Raw genomic sequence first — 17,663 nt, forward strand, 5'->3', positions numbered from 1 at the left:
TATTTTCGAGAACGCGCGCTGGACTATGAAAACGCTAAAACAATAAAGCCGCGTGTCGGGGCTGGCCGCAGAACGCGCAGCGCCTTGCCGCGTTGACCTGAGCTTCAGACGTCGATATTCCGCGCATACAGTGCATTTCCCTCGATGAACGCCCTTCTCGGCTCGACGTTGTCGCCCATCAGCGTCGTGAAAATCTCGTCGGCGGCGATTACGTCGTCGATCTGGACTTTCAGCAGGCGGCGCACGGCCGGGTCCATCGTCGTTTCCCACAGCTGCTCGGGGTTCATTTCGCCGAGGCCTTTGTAGCGCTGCTTCGTCAGGCCGCGCTCGACTTCGCCGAGCAGCCAGCGGATCGCTTCGGAAAAGCGCGTGATCGGGTGGCTTTTTTCGCCGCGGCGGATTTCGGCGCCGGGGCCGATGAGGTCGGAGATCGCTTCCGCTGCGGTGCGGATGCTGCGGTAGTCGCCGGTGACGAGGAATTCCTCGTCGATCCACGCGAGGCGCAGGTTGCCGTGATGCATGCGCTCGATCGCGAGGCGCCAGCTCTCGGCTTCGTCGTGGTATTCGGGACGAATCGTCACGCTGGCGGGCAGGTGCGGCTGGATGCGGGCGGCCGAGTCGCGTGCGGCGGCTTCGTCGTCGAGGCTGACGGCGAGGTTCTGCGCGAGCATCGCGTGCAGCACCGCCGGGTCGACGTAGCCGGCGAGGCGGTTGATGACCGCTTCGGCGAGCAGGTAGCTGCGCGCGAGGCCGCCGAGCGCTTCGTCGGCGATCGGCTGCGCCCCTTCGCGCGGGAGCAGCGCCGCGCCGTCGAGCGCGAGCTTCAAGAGGTGCTGGTTGAGCGCGTTCTCGTCCTTGATGTACATCTCGTTCTTGCCGTGCTTGATCTTGTACAGCGGCGGCTGCGCGATGTAGATGTGGCCGCGCTCGACGAGCTCGGGCATCTGGCGGTAGAAGAACGTCAGGAGCAGCGTGCGGATGTGCGCGCCGTCGACGTCCGCGTCGGTCATGATGATGATTCGGTGGTAGCGCAGCTTCTCCGGCTTGTAGTCGTCCTTGCCGATGCCGGTGCCGAGCGCGGTGATCATCGTTGCGATCTCCTGGCTCTGCAGCAGCTTGTCGAAGCGCGCTTTCTCGACGTTGAGGATCTTGCCCTTGAGCGGCAGGATCGCCTGGAACTTGCGGTCGCGGCCCTGCTTCGCCGAGCCGCCGGCGGAGTCGCCCTCGACGAGGTAGATCTCGCACAGCGCCGGATCTTTTTCCTGGCAGTCGGCGAGCTTGCCGGGCAGGCCGACGCCGTCCAAGAGGCCTTTCCTGCGCGTCATTTCGCGCGCCTTGCGCGCGGCGTCGCGCGCGCGCGCTGCTTCGACGATTTTCGCGCAGATCGTCTTCGCGTCGAGCGGGTTTTCCTGCAGGAAGTCGGTGAGCTTGCTGGCGACGACTTCCTCGACCGCCGGGCGCGCTTCGGACGACACCAGCTTCATCTTCGTCTGGCTCGCGAACTTGGGGTCGGGCATTTTCACCGACAGCACGCACGCGAGGCCTTCGCGCATGTCGTCGCCGGTGATGTCGACTTTCGCCTTCTTCGCGATCTCGTGCTCTTCGATGTACTTGTTGATGACGCGCGTCATCGCCGCGCGCAGGCCGGTGAGGTGGGTGCCGCCGTCGGCCTGCGGAATGTTGTTCGTGTAGCACAGCACCTGTTCGGCGTAGCTGTCGTTCCACTGCATCGCGACTTCGACGCCGAGCTCGGCGTCGTGGCCGTGGCCAGTCGGGATGCGCGTCGTGCCCGCAGCGTAGAACACCGTCGGATGCAGCACGCTCTTCGTGCGGTTGATGTATTCGACGAAGCCCTTGACGCCGCCGGCGAAGGCGAAGTCCTCTTCCTTTCCGGTGCGCTGATCGACGAGACGGATCCTGACGCCGTTGTTGAGGAACGACAGTTCGCGCAGGCGCTTGGCGAGGATGTCGTAGTGGAATTCGATGTCGCCGAAGATCTCGTCGTCGGCGAGGAAATGCACTTCGGTGCCGCGTTTCGTCGTCTCGCCGGTGATGCGCATCGGGCTGGTCTCGACGCCGTCGACGATCTCGATCAGGCGGTCCTGCGCGACGCCGCGGTGGAACTCGATCTGGTGCTTGCGCCCGTCGCGGCGCACCGTCAGGCGCAGCCACTTCGACAGCGCGTTCACGCACGACACGCCGACGCCGTGCAGGCCGCCGGACACCTTGTAGCTGTTCTGGTTGAATTTGCCGCCGGCGTGCAGCACGCACATGACGATCTCGGCCGCCGAGCGCTTCGGCTCGTGCTTGTCGTCCATCTTCACGCCAACCGGGATGCCGCGGCCGTTGTCGGTGACGGAAATCGAGTTGTCGGAGTGGATCGTGATGACGATGTCGTCGCAATGGCCGGCCAGCGCCTCGTCGATCGCGTTGTCGACGACTTCGAACACCATGTGATGCAGGCCGGTGCCGTCGGAGGTGTCGCCGATGTACATGCCGGGGCGCTTGCGCACCGCTTCCAGTCCTTCGAGCTGCTGGATGCTGGATTCGTCGTAGGCGCCGGGTTCGGGAGTGTGCGGTAGGACTTGCAGTTCGGACATGGTCATCTCAGTGATTCATCAAAGAACGCGCCCCCGGATGCGCGGGGGCGAAAAAATCTGCAGGCGGCGGGGCGCCGGGTGGATCAGATCCGCATCGGCATGACGACATACTTGAACGTGGCGTTGCCGGGCAGCGTCACGAGCGCGCTCGAGTTGCCGTCGTTGAAGCGCCACTCGATTTTGTCGCTGGTGACGTTGTTCAGCACGTCGAGCAGATAGGTGACGTTGAAGCCGATGTCGAGCGGGTCGCCGTGGTAATCGACTTCGAGCTCTTCGAGCGCTTCTTCCTGTTCGGCGTTCGTGCTGACGATCTTCAGGCTGCCGTCGCCGAGCACGAGGCGCACGCCGCGGAACTTCTCGTTGGTCAGGATCGCGACGCGCGACAGCGTCGCCAGCAGCGGCATGCGCTCGAAAGTCAGCAGCTTCGGGTGGTTTTGCGGGATCACGCGCTCGTAGTCGGGGAACTTGCCGTCGATGAGCTTCGAGACGAGCTCGATCGGGCCGAAGCGGAACACGACCTGGTTGCCGGCGAGGATCACTTCGAGCGGGTCTTCGCTGTCGGCGAGCTGGCGCGCGAGCTCCATGACGGTCTTGCGCGGCAGGATCACTTCGGTATGCGGAACGTCGCCCGCCAACGGGTTCGACGCGAACGCGAGGCGATGGCCGTCGGTCGCGACCATGCGCAGTTCGCTGCCGCTCGCGATCAGCAGCAGCCCGTTGAGGTAATAGCGGATGTCCTGCTGCGCCATCGCGTAAGCGACCTGGGCGAGCTGGCGCTTGAAGGTCTTCTGGCTCACCGAAAAGCGCGTCGCGTCGCCGTCGGGCAGGTTCATGCGCGGGTAGTCCGCAGCCGGCAGCGTCTGCAGCGCGAAGCGGCTGCGGCCGGCTTTGACGGTGAGGCGCTTGTCGTCGAGCGTCACCGTCACGTCGCCTTCGGGCACTGCGCGCAGGATGTCCTGGAGCTTCTTCGCGGCGACGGTGATCGATGCGTCTTCGCCGCCGATGTGGCCGGTGGTGGTCGTGCGGATCTGGATCTCGATGTCGGTGGCGAGCAGCGTCAGCTGGTCGCCGTGCTTCTCGATCAGCACGTTCGACAGGATCGGCAGGGTGTGGCGCTTTTCGACGATGCCGGCGACCGACTGCAGCGGGGCGAGGAGCGCGTCGCGGGTGGTGGTGAGCAGAAGCATGGCGTCAGAGTTTTTCCGGTTTGAATTAGGTTGTTCCGGGCTTGGCGCGAGGCGCAATCGAAAGGGCGGGGGCGGCGGTGTTCATCCCCTGAGGACCTGGGTGAGCACGTGGACGTCGTGGTTCAACTGGTGGTCGCCGAGGCGCAGCTCGGCGATCGTGCGACACGCGTGCATCACGGTCGTGTGGTCGCGCCCGCCGAACGCTTCGCCGATCGCCGGCAGCGACATCGGCGTGAGGTCTTTCGCGAGCCACATCGCGACCTGGCGCGGACGGGCGATGACGCGCGTGCGCTTTTTCGAGTGCATGTCGGCGACCTTGATCTTGTAGTAGTCGGCGACGGTCTTCTGGATGTGCTCGATCGTCAGCTGACGGTTGTGCGCGTTCAGCAGATCCTTCAGCGCGTCCTTTGCGACTTCGAGCGAGATGCCGCGGCCGTGGAAGCGCGCGAACGCGACGACCTTGTTCAGCGCGCCTTCGAGCTCGCGCACGTTCGAGCGCAGGTTCTTGGCGATCAGGAACGCGACGTCGTCGTGCAGATCGACGCGCAGCGCCTCGGCTTTTTTCTGCAGGATCGCGACGCGCATCTCGAGCTCGGGCGGCTCGATCTGCACCGTCAGGCCCCAGTCGAAGCGCGAGATCAGGCGGTCTTCGAGGCCCTGGATGTCCTTCGGGTAGGTGTCGCAGGTGATGACGATCTGCTTGCGCGCTTCGGTCAGCGCGTTGAACGCGTGAAAGAACTCTTCCTGCGTGCGGTTCTTGTTGTTGAAGAACTGGATATCGTCGATCAGCAAGAGGTCGAGCGAGCGGTAGTAGCGCTTGAACGCGTCGAAGCTCTTCTGCTGGTACGCGCGCACGACGTCGGCGTAGTAGTCCTCGACGTGCACGTAGCGGATCACCGCGCGCGGGTTGTGCTGATAGACGGCGTTGCCGATCGCATGCACGAGGTGGGTCTTGCCGAGGCCGACGCCGCCATAGACGAACAGCGGGTTGTACGACGTGCCGGGGTTCTGCGCGACTTGCATCGCAGCGGCGCGCGCGAGGTCGTTGGCGCGGCCGGTGACCAGCGTGTCGAACGTGAAGTCGGCGTTCAGGCGCGTCTTCTCGTAGGCGAGCTCCGACGCGGTGACGACGGAGGATTCGGGCTCGGCCGGGCGCGTGACGACGGCCGGGGCGGCAAGCGCGGTGGCAGGCGCCTGCGAGGGGGCAGGGACAGCGGCCGGCGCAGTGGCAGGCGGGCTGCTGACGACGGGGCGCGCGGCCGGGCGCCCCGCCCCGGCCGCGGGCAACACGAGTTCGATTTCGATCGGGGCGCCGTGGAACTCGGCGCCGAGTTCGCCGATCCGGCGCAGGTAACGCTCCCGCACCCACTGCAGCACGAAGCGGCTCGGCGCGACCAGCCGCAACGCAGCGCCGTCGCGCGCCTGTTCCTCATCGGCGTGCAGCGTCTTGATCCAGGTGTTGAACTGCTGCTGCGGCAGTTCGTGTTCCAGGCGCGACAGGCAGAAGGACCAGAGATCTTGGCTCACGGGTTCGACGGTTTGGGCTTGCGGCACGGTTTTCAAAGCGTACCCTCTCCACTGTTCACCAAGGCGGCGAAAAGACGGCGGCAGCTTGATGTGGGTTATAGGGACGCTTTCGCGGAAGTGAGGCACAGCGCGGTGCAGGGATGGCCGCTCCTGCTGTGTGATCGACCGAAAGCGGAAACGCGGATTCTACCCCCCGCCGCAAAAGTTATCCACAGGTCTGGGCAAAAATTGTGCTTGACAAACAGTGGATTATCCAATTAAATCTCGCGTTTGACCCAAATACTGGCAGACCGAAATGAAACGCACCTATCAGCCTTCCGTCGTCCGTCGCAAGCGCACCCATGGATTTCTGGTCCGCATGAAGACCCGTGGCGGTCGCGCAGTGATCCGCGCCCGTCGTGCAAAGGGCCGTCACCGTCTCGCCGTTTGAGGTGAGCAGCCGGCCGGGCGTTGACCAGCGATTCCTCGACGCCTACAGGTTACGAAAAACGGATGAGTACTCATCCGTTTTTGCTTTTCGGCGGGCGTTCAAGGGGCGATTTTTCATCGCCCATTATCGCCCCAACGAACTCGGGACGGCGCGCCTGGGAGTCGTCATCGCGAAGAAGCTGGCGAAACGGGCCAACGTGCGCAACCTGCTGAAACGCATCGTGCGCGAACAGTTTCGCAAGGCGCGGCCGGCGCTGGCGCACCACGATCTCGTCGTGCGCCTGCAGGCGCCCGTCAAGATGGCGACGCGCGCGATGATCAACGACGATGTCGTCAATCTGCTCGGCCGGTTTCGCGAGTGATGAAAGCGCCGGTGCTCGGTCTGCTGCGTGTGTATCGGTACGCGATCAGCCCGATGCTGGGCCGTAACTGCCGCTTTCATCCGTGCTGCTCCGAGTACGCGCAGGAAGCTGTCGAGCGCCACGGCGCGATGCGCGGCGGCTGGCTTGCGCTCAAGCGGGTAGGCCGTTGCCACCCATTCCATCCCGGCGGGTATGATCCCGTCCCCTGAACAATTTCAGATCGAACAATAATCCGATGGATCAGCGCCGCCTCGTACTCTTCCTCGTCTTCTCCCTTTCCCTCGTGATGCTGTGGAATGCGTGGCTGAAGCAAAGCCAGCCGGCGCCGGTCGCGGTCACTGCCCCTGCCGGTATCGAGGGGTCCGGCGTGCCGACGCCGACAACCGGCGTGACGCCGGGTGCGGCCACTGCCGTGCCGGGCGTGCCGGGCGTGGCGACCGCTTCGACGGCGCCGCGCATGCTCGTGCGCACCGACCTCATGGTCGCGGAAATTTCGGCGCAGGGCGGCGACATCGTCCGGCTCGAACTGGCCGAGCACAAAGCGACAGCCGACAAGACGAAGAACTTCGTGCTGTTCGACGACGGCGCGATTCACCTGTATGCGGCGCAGTCCGGGCTGATCGGCGAGAACCTGCCGACCCACAAGACGACGTTCACGCTGCCGGCGGGCGAACAGGTCATGAAGGAAGGCGAGGACCGTCTCGTCGTGCGGCTCGACGCGCCGGAGCAGGATGGTGTCAAGGTCACGAAAGTGATGACGTTCCATCGCGGCAACTATCTCGTCGACGTCGCCTACGAGATCGAGAACCGCGGCGAGCGCGCGCTTTCGCCGCATGCGTACTACCAGCTCACGCGCGACGGCAAGCCGGCCGAGTCGGTCGAGGCGTTCGGCGTCACGACCTTCACCGGTCCGGCGTTCTACACCGAAGCGGAGAAGTTCCAGAAAGTCCAGTTCGAGGAAATCGCCGAAGGCAGCGCGAAGTTCGTCAAGCAGGCGAGCGACGGCTGGATCGCGATGGTCCAGCATTACTTCGTCAGCGCGTGGCTGCCGCAAGGCGCAACGGAACGCGAGTTCTTCGCGCAGAAAGTCGGCAACGACCTGTATTCGGCCGGAGTGATCGTGCCGGTGGCGGCGATCGAGCCGGGCAGAGCGGACGCGTCGAAGCGAGCCTCTACGCCGGCCCGCAGGAACAGGACAAGCTCGAGGACATCGCGCCCGGGCTCGACCTGGTCGTCGATTACGGCTGGCTGACGGTGATCGCCGCGCCGCTGTTCTGGGTGCTGTCGTGGATTCACAGCCTGGTCGGCAACTGGGGCTGGGCGATCATCATCGTGACGATCCTGATCAAGCTGATTTTCTTCCCGCTGTCGGCCGCGAGCTACAAGTCGATGGCGAAAATGCGCGTGCTCGGCCCGCGCATGCAACGCCTGAAGGAGCTGTACGGCAACGACAAGGCGAAGATGCAGCAGGAAATGATGGAGATGTACCGCAAGGAGAAGATCAACCCGCTCGGCGGCTGCCTGCCGATCCTGGTGCAGATCCCGGTGTTCATCTCGCTGTACTGGGTGCTGCTCGGCAGCGTCGAGATGCGCCACGCCCCGTGGCTCGGCTGGATCCAGGACCTGTCGGCGAAGGATCCGTACTTCATCCTGCCGGTGATCATGGGCGCGTCGATGCTGATCCAGATGAAGCTCAACCCGACGCCGCCGGACCCGATCCAGGCAAAAGTCATGATGGCGATGCCGATCATCTTCACTTTCATGTTCCTGTGGTTCCCGTCGGGCCTGGTGCTGTACTGGGTCGTGAACAACATTCTGTCGATCGCGCAGCAATGGCAGATCACGCGGATGATCGAAGGTGAAAAGTCCGGCGCCAAGCCTGCCTGACACCATCGCGGCGGTCGCGACCGCGCCCGGTCGCGGCGGCATCGGAGTCGTTCGCGTCTCCGGTGCGGCGCTCGCGCCGTTCGCCCGTGCGCTGACGGGGAGGGAGCCGAAACCCCGCCAGGCGGCGTTCACGCATTTCGTCGATGCCGGCGGCAAGCCGATCGACGAAGGCATCCTGCTCTATTTCCCGGCGCCCCATTCGTTCACCGGCGAGGACGTCATCGAACTGCAGGGGCACGGCGGGCCGGTCGTGCTGCAGCTCGTGCTCGCGCGCTGTCTCGAACTCGGCGCCCGGCTCGCCGAGCCCGGCGAATTTTCGCGACGCGCGTTCCTCAACGGGAAAATGGACCTCGCCCAGGCCGAGGCGGTCGCGGACCTGATCGAAGCGTCAACGGTCGCGGCGGCGCGCTCGGCAGTGCGTTCGCTGTCGGGTGCGTTCTCCGACGAAATGCATCGGCTCACTGACGCGCTGATCGACCTGCGGATGCTCGTCGAAGCGACGCTGGATTTTCCCGACGAAGACGTCGAGTTCCTCGAAAACGCCCGCGCGCTGGAGCGCCTGGACACGCTCCGCGTGAAGCTCGAAGGGGTGCTCGAGCGCGCGCGCCAGGGCGCGCTGCTGCGCAACGGGATGAACGTCGTCCTGGTCGGTCAGCCGAATGTCGGCAAGTCCAGCTTGCTGAACTGCCTCGCCGGCGAGGAGCGCGCGATCGTCACCGACATCGCCGGCACGACGCGCGACGCCGTGCGCGAGACGATCGCGATCGAAGGCATTCCGATCCATGTCATCGACACGGCCGGGCTGCGGGAAACGGCCGATCCGGTCGAACGCCTCGGAGTCGAGCGGACGTGGCGCGAGATCGCGCGCGCGGACGTGATCCTGCGCATCGTCGATGCGCGGGTCGGCCCGCAGCCGGGCGACGACGCGATCGATGCGGCGCTGCCGGAAGGGGTCGAGCGGATCACGATCTTCAACAAGATCGATCTGTGCGGGCTCGAACCGGCGCGGCTGCGGCACGACGATGGCGTCGCGATCCAGCTCTCCGCCCAGCTCGCGCTCGGCGTCGACCTGCTGCGCAGCGAGCTGCTGAGAGTGGCGGGCTGGCACGCGCATGGCGACGACGTCGTGCTGGCGCGTGAACGCCATCTCGTCGCGTTGCGCGACGCGCTGACGCACGTGGTCGCCGCGCGATCACAGTGCGATGCGCTCGAACTGTTCGCGGAGGAGCTGCGGCTGGCTCAGGCCTGCATCAGCGAGATCACCGGGGAGTTCTCGTCCGACGATCTGCTGGGGGTGATTTTTTCGCGGTTCTGCATCGGAAAGTAGCGTCAATCCCAGCTGGTCCAGAACCTTGACCGAGCGCAAAAACAGCACTATCGTCACTCACCCGGCGCAGCCGAATTCGCCCAAATCCCTTCGGTTGGTGGATTTCCACCGCCATGACGACCAGCACCTTGGTGGTCTTGCTCTTGCGCCCCGCGGCCGTAATGGGTACCTGCCGGTCGGTGATGGCCAAATAGGTTTCACCCGCCCGGCTCGAACACAACCGCGCTGAACTCCACGTTGAAAAGTCTCGGCAGATTGGAGCTCTCGTAGACTCTCCGGAAGTAGGTCGCGAGGTCTGGTGTCGAACAGACCCAGCGCACGCCGAGAAAACCGTGATGTTGCGCGAGCATGAGCTGGCGCGTCATCTGGTCGAGCGTATCGGCAAGCCGTTCCTCGTCGATGGGTTCGACCCCGCGGCGGCGCGCTTCCTCGACGATGCGGCGATCGACGTCGAACTGTTCGAGCACTTCGTCGGGCGCGCGACGACGTCGCGTCACATGCGCGCTCAGCGAAATGTCGGCTTCGGTGTATTTGGCATCGACGAGGTGCGACGCGGTGATGCCGTCGATCCTCGTCTCGGTGCGCGGCCGCCCGGCCTGCGTCACGCCCACGGGCTCGGGCAGATCGAAAACATACTCGTGATCGCGGCCCGTCACGAGGCGCTGAAAATCGGCCGACTCGCGGCCGCCCAGTGCAGCCCCTTCGCCCCGGAACGTCGGCTGTCGCACCATGACCGCCGCGGCGAGATCGTCCGCAAGCTCGGTATCGCCATGTCGAGCCCGTATGGTCGCGAGCGCGCGGGCCGAATCGCCGCCTGCCTGCTCGAGGAGGTCTTCCGCAAGTTGGCCCACTTCTGCCGGGTCGCGAGGCACCATGCGTCGCGCACGCGCACGCGTCGGCAGCGGGTCGTCGATGAGCGTGCCGGGCTGGCCTTCGAGCGATTCGATCAACTCGAGCTCGGTGCGCTCGCCCAGCGGATTGTCGATGCCACGCTCATTCATGCCCACCGCGCGGCGGCGCTCCACGCGAGGCCGGATGACCCGGGTCGCGCCGCGGCGCGGGCGCGCCTCGCGCCGGGCTTCGCGCGCCGCCGCGGGCGTTTCCGCGGCGCGCTGCCGCGCGATCGCCGGCCTCGCCTGCGCCCCTTCGGGAGCCGCCTGTAGGCCACGCGATGCCGTGGCGACGTCCGCTTCGACGACCGGCGCGGCCGCCGCGCGCGCCGATTTCGCGGTACGGCTCAGCACGCCGAGAAAGCCCATTGCGGTCAGCAACGCGGTCCAGCCTTCGAGCGCCACGAGACCGTAGCTTGCCTCGCGCGGCGCGAACGGTGCGCCCTGACCGAGCACCGTGGCGAGATTCGCCAGTTCCGTCTCGCGCTCCTGCCGATAGCTGCGCACGGCGGCGTAAACGGCCATTCCGGCATCCAAGCCTTCCAGCGTCACGACGATCAGCCCGCCGCCGGGAAACACGGCGAGGCCGACCGCCATCACGGCAACCCCCGCGACAAAGAACGCGATCTGCAGCGGGTCGAACGACTTCTCGTCGGCGAGATTCTCGAGATAGGCGGCAAAGCGCGCGGCGTCCCCGTTGACGCCTGCCAGCCGCAGCACGCGCGGCGCCGCGCCGCCGACAGCCGGGGGGTAGCGCCACACGTGGTCGCGGTTCGCGTCGAGTTCATCGCCGAACTCGAAGATCGCCTCGCGGGCTTCGGCCAGGACGCGGCGCACCGCGGCTTCCGCGCGGTCGGCGCTCATCGCGAGCTCCGGAACCAGGCTGTCGCGATCTTTGTGTGCGACAAGCAGCTTCAGATGCTCGTTGTCGATCGCTTCGCGCACGCCACGCTCGGCCGCCAGAAAGTCCTCGTTCGTGAATCCCGCGGTCTCGCGCACGAGGCCGTGCAGGGCGCGGCGCCGCTTCGCGAGATAAGCGCGCGCGGCGGCATGCAGGTCGCGCAGCGCGACCGGATCGAGCATGTCGAACTCGAGGTTGATCCGCAGCACCTCGTGCGCATTGAGCCGCCGGATCGCCTCATAGAACGCCTGCTCCTCGACGAGCGGCATCACGACCGCGAGATCCCGGAGATAGGCCTCGCGCACCTGCGCGAGAAACGGCAGGCGCACCTCGGTCGCGTAGCGGATCGTCGGCTCGCCGGGATCCTGCCTGCGCGGCAGCGGACCGATCAGGCCCGCCGCTTGATACGTCTCGGTGAGCGCTTCGAGCACGGTGTGATCGGTCGGGTACAGCAAGGTCCGCAAGCGGCGTTCGAGGTTGTCGCGATAGGCGCGCCGCGCGAAGTCGGCGAGCCGCGCGACGGCATCGGCAACGGACGGCGGCTCGGCCGGAAGCGGCGATTCGGGCAGGGCCGCACGCCCCTGCGCGACTCCCGGTGTCGTGACGGGGGGGATGTCGGGCGGTTCGGTCGCCAACCTAACCTCCGCCTGGTTCGCCTGGTTCGCCTGGTCCGCCGGGCCCCGTCGGCGCGGGCGAGGACGCCACCGCGTCGGTCGCGGCCGTCGTCCGTGTCGGCTGCGTCCGGGCACCGCCCGGCGCTGCGCCGACGCCTGTCGTGGTGGCCGCCCCCGCCGCGGCGATCGCCGTCGCGCTGCTCGGTACGACGATCACCTTTTCGATGTCCGGATCGAAGGCGCCGGCATCGGCGACGAGCGCCGCGCGGCGCGCGTTCTTCGTCTGCATCGCGAGGACTTCCTGCTCCGTCTTCAGCACGTCGAGCAAGCGATGAGCGCGCTTGAACGGCTCGAGCGCCGCGCCTTCGCCACTTTGCAAGGACAGGTACAGGTTGTTGGAATCGACGAGAAAGCGGCGCGTGGTGTCGCGGCGGAACAGGTACTCGGCGTAGGTGTCGGCGGGAATCGCCGCGGCGAGGCGCGTCGCGTCGTTCGGGTCGCGCGCGACCTGGCCGCCCGGGGCGAGCGCATCGGCCAGATTCGGCAGGTACGAAACGAGATCGAACACGACCGCATCGGTGAGCTGGATGAGGCCGTTCGGCCAGCGGGCCCGTTGGCGCTCGCGCTCGGCCCTGAGCCCGGGATCGATGAGCGCCTCGGTTTGCGGGTCGTAGTAAGGCGCGCGGCTCATCTGCAGCAGGTAGGCGAGATTCATTTCGAGCTGGTAGCCCATCGCCGCGACACGTGCTTCGGGCGCCGCAAGAACCGGCGAGAGCTCGAACACCGCGTAGTTGCCGAAGTAAGCGATCGGCCCGGTGGGATCAATCACTTCGACCAGCGGCACCGCATCACCGTCAGGAACGATCTCGGTGCCCTGGTAGGTGCCGTCGGGCCGCAATTGCGGGGTCGCGCCGATCCAGCGCAACGGCACGACCCGTCCCTCCTTCGTGTAGCGCAGGATCCGCTGGTCGGGGTGCTCGCGCGCCCAGATCGCCTGCTGGTAGTGCAGGATGTTGTCGCGCAGATGACGAAACAGGCGCGCATGCTTCGCTTCGCGGATGGCATTCGCCCGACGCCGGGCTGCGGCGGCGTTCAGATGCTCGCGATAGGCCTCCTGCGGGGCGGCGTAGATGTCGGGAATGGTGAGACCGGTTCCCGCCGAGTTGGGATTGAAGCTCGCGAAGGCGCCGACCGCGGCGTCGAACATGCCTCTCAACGGGTCGCCCGCGACACCCTGCATCGGATCCTCGTCAGGCGCGTCCTGTGATAGTTCCTGCAGCGAAACGCGAAACGACTGGTCGAGCAGCGCGCGCATGAGGATCCAGTCGTGGCGTCGCGCCCACTCGGCGCCGATCGCGTCGGGCTCGGGCAACGTCTCCGCGACGTAAATCACCGATTGCACTTCCTTCAGCTCGGTGAATACCTCGTACCGGTGCTGGAGCTTGTGATACTCGTAGGTGATCGCGATCTCGTTATTGGGATTGACGATTTCCGAGAAGCGCTCTTCCTCGAAGCCGATCTCGCCTTCGACCTTGACGATCACCTGCGTCTCGCTGCGAACCTTGCTCGCGGCCTTCTGCATCGATTCGCTGAGGCGCGAGCTCGTGTCGCGCGACCGGTCTTCGTTGGCGCCCCCGACTCCGGCTGTCGTGCTGGCGCTGCCAAAGCCGCCGAAGCTCGCCGAAGCGGTCGTCGAAACATTCCAGTTGAAGCTGTTCGAGGCTTCGTTGACGAGCTCGCTCGAGTCCTTGACCGTGTCCACCGTTTCCGTCGTCGTTTCGCGTTCTTCCTGCGTCTGCCGAGTCTCTTCGGTGCGGCGCCGACGAATGATCTTGGTCGTCACGCGCTCGGTCTGTCCCGGCCCCAGAGGAACCGTGCGGATCACCTCGCCTTTCTGGCGGCCGAGCAGCCGCCAGTACTGGCGGTGCACCCGCCGCAAACCGAAGTTCACCGATAACGGCGCCGCGACGAGGAAGGGGTACCTGAATTCTCCAGGTTCGAATACGAGCGGCGGTTTCTGCAGCTCGAGCCACAGCCACCATTCGAACGCCCCGCGTGTGGGTGCCTGCGGGTTGCCGAGGTTGGAGACACCGAAACCGATCGCCGTCTGTGCGAAATTGGGATCGTCAAAGGGAACGCCGAAAAAGACCGAAACGACGAACTCGAACACCTCCCATCCGCGCCAGCGAAACGGCTCGGTTCGAATGTAGGCGAGAAAACTGTCGCGCAGCTTGCGGAAGTAGGCTAGCTGGCGGTACGGGAGCCGGACGAAGTAGCCGAGCAGCTTGTTCAGCAGGGCAAGGTGATTGGTATGCAGGTCGGCGATCCACGGCGCGAGGTTCGCGGCCGCAGCCTGCGGGGCGAAGTTCGCATACGCTGCCGCGCGCAGGCTTGCTTCCAGCCCACCGAAAAACACCTCGGCGAGGATCAACTGCGCCTCGGGGACGCCGGCGGCCTCGAGCGCGTCGAGGTAAGCGAGCGCCTGGGCGCTGAGCCGCTCGCGCGAGGTCGTCTCCGCATCTTCGATCGGAACGAGGAACTCGTGATACGCGAAGTCGTAGACGGCGAGGTCGTCGATCGGATCGGGCGTGAGCGTCGAGCCGAACCGCGGGGAAAGCTCGCCCAACTGGTTGACAAAGGTTTGCAATGTCATCGTTCGCGTCCTCCCGACGACGCGACATTGCCCTGCGGCCCTTCATCCGCGTTTGCTCCCGCCCCGTCCTCGGCGCCGCGGCGCCCTTCGTCCCGCGCACTCGCCCAGCGCGCTTCGAGCCGGCGCTGCGCGAACGGGTCGGGCGTGGCGTCGGGGCGACGCAGACGTAGCGGCAGCCGCGGCGCCGCGACCGTGAAATCGCCCGAATCCGGATCCTGTCGCACGACCACGCGTCCGGCGGGTTCGGGCCAGGCGAGCTTTCCGATGGCCCGCGCGACGTCGCGCGGGCGCGGTTCGGCTTCAGCGTCGACCGCCGTGCGCACTTCGAGGCGCGGTCCGCGCCCGCCGGGAGCGCTGATCCGCCCGGGCGAACGCGCATCAGCCGCGTCGTGCTCCGCCGTGTAGCGTCGGGAATAGGAGGAGGACGGCCGCTCCGCAGATTGCTCTCGCTGGTGTGCCGCGGCGAGCAAGCGGCCCGTTTCCGGCCACGCGCCGAGACCCTCGCGCCTGAACGCGACTCCGACGTCGGCGAGTCGGGTGACGGGCAGATCGATCGCGATTGCCCGCGATCCTTCTCCCGCGTAGCGCAGCAACTGTGCGAACAATGGCCGCATCGGCCCGCCGGGTCGCGCGGGCGGACGCACGGTAAGCACGTCGACGTAGCCCGCCGCGGGTCGACCGGGCGCATCAAGCTCGAAGCTTCCATCGGCCTTGCTCAGCGCGCTGCCGAGCGAAACGTGAGCGTCCGCGGGGATAGCGGCACCCGGATCAGTCGCCGCGTCGACGATGCGGGGCGCGGCGGCCTCGGCCCAACGCTCGATGCTTACCAGAAGGCCAGCGATCGCGCTCGAGTTCTCCGCGGCCCGCACGAAACCGGTTACCCGCGGGCGGAGGCTTTCGGAGCGACCCGGGAAGAGAGCCCACATCGACGCCCTCCAGAGGCAGGAATTTCAATGGGTGTCAAGGTCCGTCGGCGAGAGAGAATGCGCCGAAGGTCGGGTGTCGTCAACGAGCCGCTCGATACGCGCCGCTCGATCAGGCCGGGCCTCGTCACGGCGTGGCACATCACCTTCCCGTCCTGCGCGGACAGCTTCTTCGGCTGCCACGACTCCGCTTCCGCCGGGGTGAAGATCCTGTCGTATCAAGCCAACGTCGGCCGTCCAGTCGAGGACATGAACCCGGAATTTCAGGAGGGGCCGGTGTTTCGGCCCGTCCGGACGACTCGTCCATTCTCGTTGAAATGCAACGTGAAAAGGTCGGCTCCGACGCCGGCGACGGCTGGCACATTGCTAGGCAATCTGCAAATTGTGCCCAATACAGCGAGGCTTTTCGATAAAACCGTGTTCCGCCGCGTCATCGCGCGGGTTTTCTAGCTCCATGCATCGGTAGCGATGCTTCCGGACGTTGAAGAGGTCGACGAAAGCGTTTCTGCAGGTCGACCTATCTTTGAACTGCCGGAGAGCATCGAGCCCGAGCCCTCCGGCCGCTTCTCACCGTTGTCCCGTCACACGTTCCCAGCCGTGGCGCACGGCGAGCTTCATGCGCTCCCAGGTGCCGGGGTGGTCTCGGTCCCAGTCGCGTTGTGCGTCCGTTTCGATGTCGGGCCACATCCGTCCGCGGTAACGTGCGTCGCTTGCGAGAGTGTAGCCGTACCGGTAAGCCGGAGCGTATTCCTCGTACCGCCCGCCTTGCGCGGCATAGCGGGTCTGGAAGTCCTGCCGGTAATCCGGCTCGTATTCCTCGAAAGTGCGCAGCGTCGTGCCTGTCGTGCCGGTTTCCCCTCCGTCGCGCTGAGTTTGCACTTCGGTCCGCCGTACCGTGTCTTCAATCGTCTCGGTGTGCTCGGTGGCCTCTTTGCCCACCCGCACTTCTTCGACGACGCGGGCCGTCTTGCTGACGACGGCTTTCTCGGCGGTTTCCTGCACCTCGACTGTTTTCTCGGCGAACGCCTTCAGGTCTTCGCCGGTTGCGGGCCGGTCGACCGGGCGACGTTCGATCGTAGCGTGCTCTTCCCGCAGCTGGACATTTTCGCGGACCGGTGTCTCGACGGTTCGCGAAACCACTCGCACGGTGCCTTTTTTCATCTGCCGCTTGCCGACGTCCAGTTGCTCCTCGACGACCGGCAGCACCGCCTTGCGCTCGTTTGCGATTTCTTCCGCACTCAGTGGCGGCGAGTCGGGGCGATAACCGGTCCAGCCCTGCTGACGCCAGTATTCAGTGCGCTCGTCGATGTCGATCGCGCCGGCTTCCTCGAGCACATCGCGCACCGGAGCGACGTCTGCGCCATCGGGCAGGTCGACGGTGAGCACGGTCGCGCCGCGTCGAACCGCTTCCGAATAGGCGCCGACTTCGTCCGAGTCGTCAGTGCCGAAGAGGTTGCTGAAAAAACGGCCGATGCCGCTGAAGAATCCCTCATCGCGCTCCTCGAGCGTCGCGGACGCGGTATCAGCGGCCGTACGGTGCAACGCGGACCGGTCGAACCCCCGATTCAGAAGCGCTTGTTCGGCAGACAGGGCAGCGTCTGCAGTATCGAAAACACCCACAACAGTTTGGGTCATGTCTTGCTCCCGGGTTGAGTTGAAGAAAGGCCTGCGGTTGCAGCAATCGGTATGCCCTTCGTCGCCTCTTTGCCGGACTGTCGCGATACCTCGTGCGGCGCCTCGCACCCTTCGCGGACTTACATAGGCAAGGCGGGAATTACACTGCCCGCGGGAAAATGAACGGTGACGGGTCGAGAATCGGTGGGACCGGCGATTGCTTCCTTTTGAAACCTGCATACGGATTCCCTCGTGCTTTTCCAGACCATGCCTCCGTCAAAAAAACCCCGCCGCTCCGAGCAGAACGCTCCTCCGCACTCAGCCGACGAAGAGAATGAGTCGGCCACGCGGGTGATTCCGGTCGTCGAGGAAGAGGTTTCGATCGCGCGGGTCACCGAGCACACCGGTGACAGCGTGCGAGTGCGCATCGCGCTGCATGAGGAGACCGAGTTCGTGCCGGTAACGGACGTCGTCGAAGAACTGACTGTCGAGCGCGTCCCGGTAAACCGCTTCGTCGACCAACGGGCGGAGCCGCGTGAAGAAGGCGCAGTGCTGATCGTTCCAGTGTATGAAACGGTGGCGGTGGTCGAGCATCGCCTCCTGCTCAAGGAAGAGGTGCGGATTGTTCGACACCGCCGCGAGGTAGAACGGAAGGAGGAAGTCGTCCTGCGCAAGGAGACAGCGATCGTCGAGCGTCGCGGGGCCGACGACGAGGAATGGAAGCCGAGTCCTCCAGCGGAACGCTAGCT

At 65.8% G+C, this 17,663-nt stretch carries 13 protein-coding genes and 2 pseudogenes; 7 read left to right on the forward strand and 8 right to left on the reverse strand.

The features are described 5' to 3' along the window. Positions 1–104: 104 nt before the first annotated feature. The 3 genes from gyrB to dnaA all read right to left on the reverse strand — a co-directional run bounded on the left by gyrB (position 105) and on the right by dnaA (position 5,314). Positions 105–2,600 (reverse strand): DNA topoisomerase (ATP-hydrolyzing) subunit B, encoded by a 2,496-nt coding sequence (gene gyrB, locus PA01_08555; protein KON82397.1) that lies wholly within the window; start codon positions 2,598–2,600, stop codon positions 105–107. 83 nt (positions 2,601–2,683) lie between these two features. After that, positions 2,684–3,787: a DNA polymerase III subunit beta gene (gene dnaN, locus PA01_08560; protein ID KON81643.1), complete on the reverse strand. Its 1,104-nt coding sequence runs from the start codon at positions 3,785–3,787 to the stop codon at positions 2,684–2,686. Between the two features lie 81 nt (positions 3,788–3,868). Further along, complete coding sequence (gene dnaA, locus PA01_08565) at positions 3,869–5,314, reverse strand: chromosomal replication initiator protein DnaA (protein ID KON82398.1); 1,446 nt, start codon at positions 5,312–5,314, stop codon at positions 3,869–3,871. Between the two features lie 295 nt (positions 5,315–5,609). On the opposite strand from dnaA, the gene rpmH reads away from it, so the two are divergent. The 5 genes and pseudogenes from rpmH to mnmE all read left to right on the forward strand — a co-directional run bounded on the left by rpmH (position 5,610) and on the right by mnmE (position 9,319). Further along, positions 5,610–5,744, forward strand: a complete 135-nt coding sequence (gene rpmH, locus PA01_18740; protein KAI5913084.1) for a 50S ribosomal protein L34 — start codon at positions 5,610–5,612, stop codon at positions 5,742–5,744. Then, on the forward strand, positions 5,713–6,105 hold the full coding sequence (gene rnpA, locus PA01_18745) for a ribonuclease P protein component (GenBank protein KON82399.2): 393 nt from the start codon (positions 5,713–5,715) through the stop codon (positions 6,103–6,105). The genes rpmH and rnpA overlap by 32 nt, the downstream gene beginning before the upstream one ends. After that, a complete protein-coding gene (yidD, locus tag PA01_08575) occupies positions 6,105–6,314 on the forward strand; it encodes a membrane protein insertion efficiency factor YidD (protein ID KON81644.1) in 210 nt (69 codons plus the stop codon). Before rnpA ends, yidD begins: the two co-directional genes overlap by 1 nt. 26 nt (positions 6,315–6,340) lie before the next feature. Then, positions 6,341–7,992 (forward strand): annotated as a pseudogene (gene yidC, locus PA01_08580) (membrane protein insertase YidC). Continuing rightward, entirely contained in the window at positions 7,964–9,319 is a 1,356-nt protein-coding gene (mnmE, locus tag PA01_08585) for a tRNA uridine-5-carboxymethylaminomethyl(34) synthesis GTPase MnmE (GenBank protein KON81645.1), read from the forward strand. Before yidC ends, mnmE begins: the two are co-directional and overlap by 29 nt. Before the next feature lie 43 nt (positions 9,320–9,362). On the opposite strand, the pseudogene PA01_18750 reads toward mnmE, so the two are convergent. From PA01_18750 to PA01_08600, 4 genes and pseudogenes are all read right to left on the reverse strand, one after another. Then, positions 9,363–9,518: pseudogene (locus tag PA01_18750) on the reverse strand (transposase). Further along, positions 9,517–11,745 carry a hypothetical protein gene (locus PA01_08590; protein KON81646.1) on the reverse strand — a complete coding sequence of 743 codons (2,229 nt, stop codon included), beginning with the start codon at positions 11,743–11,745 and terminating at the stop codon, positions 9,517–9,519. The pseudogene PA01_18750 and the gene PA01_08590 overlap by 2 nt, the downstream one beginning before the upstream one ends. Position 11,746: 1 nt before the next feature. Beyond that, on the reverse strand, positions 11,747–14,377 hold the full coding sequence (locus tag PA01_08595; protein ID KON81647.2) for a hypothetical protein: 2,631 nt from the start codon (positions 14,375–14,377) through the stop codon (positions 11,747–11,749). Continuing rightward, entirely contained in the window at positions 14,374–15,303 is a 930-nt protein-coding gene (locus PA01_08600) for a hypothetical protein (protein KON81648.1), read from the reverse strand. The genes PA01_08595 and PA01_08600 overlap by 4 nt, the downstream gene beginning before the upstream one ends. 27 nt (positions 15,304–15,330) lie before the next feature. Between PA01_08600 and PA01_08605 the strand changes: the two genes are divergently transcribed. Next, on the forward strand, positions 15,331–15,750 hold the full coding sequence (locus tag PA01_08605; protein KON81649.1) for a hypothetical protein: 420 nt from the start codon (positions 15,331–15,333) through the stop codon (positions 15,748–15,750). 117 nt (positions 15,751–15,867) lie between these two features. Here PA01_08605 and PA01_08610 read toward each other — a convergent pair whose 3' ends face one another. Next, positions 15,868–16,935 (reverse strand): YsnF/AvaK domain-containing protein, encoded by a 1,068-nt coding sequence (locus tag PA01_08610; GenBank protein KON82400.2) that lies wholly within the window; start codon positions 16,933–16,935, stop codon positions 15,868–15,870. 231 nt (positions 16,936–17,166) lie between these two features. Here PA01_08610 and PA01_08615 point away from each other — a divergent pair, with 231 nt between their 5' ends. Next, positions 17,167–17,661, forward strand: a complete 495-nt coding sequence (locus tag PA01_08615) for a YsnF/AvaK domain-containing protein (GenBank protein KON82401.2) — start codon at positions 17,167–17,169, stop codon at positions 17,659–17,661. The last annotated feature ends 2 nt before the right edge of the window (positions 17,662–17,663 follow it).

The organism is Azoarcus sp. PA01 (assembly GCA_001274695.2).
Lineage (GTDB): Bacteria > Pseudomonadota > Gammaproteobacteria > Burkholderiales > Rhodocyclaceae > Aromatoleum.

Bases quoted from the DNA above. Each gene is read 5' to 3' on its own strand.
- PA01_08610 (KON82400.2), bottom strand. From the start codon at position 16,935: ATGACCCAAACTGTTGTGGGTGTTTTCGATACTGCAGACGCTGCCCTG.
- PA01_08605 (KON81649.1), top strand. From the start codon at position 15,331: ATGGGTGTCAAGGTCCGTCGGCGAGAGAGAATGCGCCGAAGGTCGGGT.
- rpmH (KAI5913084.1), top strand. From the start codon at position 5,610: ATGAAACGCACCTATCAGCCTTCCGTCGTCCGTCGCAAGCGCACCCAT.
- PA01_08595 (KON81647.2), bottom strand. From the start codon at position 14,377: ATGACATTGCAAACCTTTGTCAACCAGTTGGGCGAGCTTTCCCCGCGG.
- PA01_08600 (KON81648.1), bottom strand. From the start codon at position 15,303: ATGTGGGCTCTCTTCCCGGGTCGCTCCGAAAGCCTCCGCCCGCGGGTA.
- yidD (KON81644.1), top strand. From the start codon at position 6,105: ATGAAAGCGCCGGTGCTCGGTCTGCTGCGTGTGTATCGGTACGCGATC.
- gyrB (KON82397.1), bottom strand. From the start codon at position 2,600: ATGTCCGAACTGCAAGTCCTACCGCACACTCCCGAACCCGGCGCCTAC.
- dnaN (KON81643.1), bottom strand. From the start codon at position 3,787: ATGCTTCTGCTCACCACCACCCGCGACGCGCTCCTCGCCCCGCTGCAG.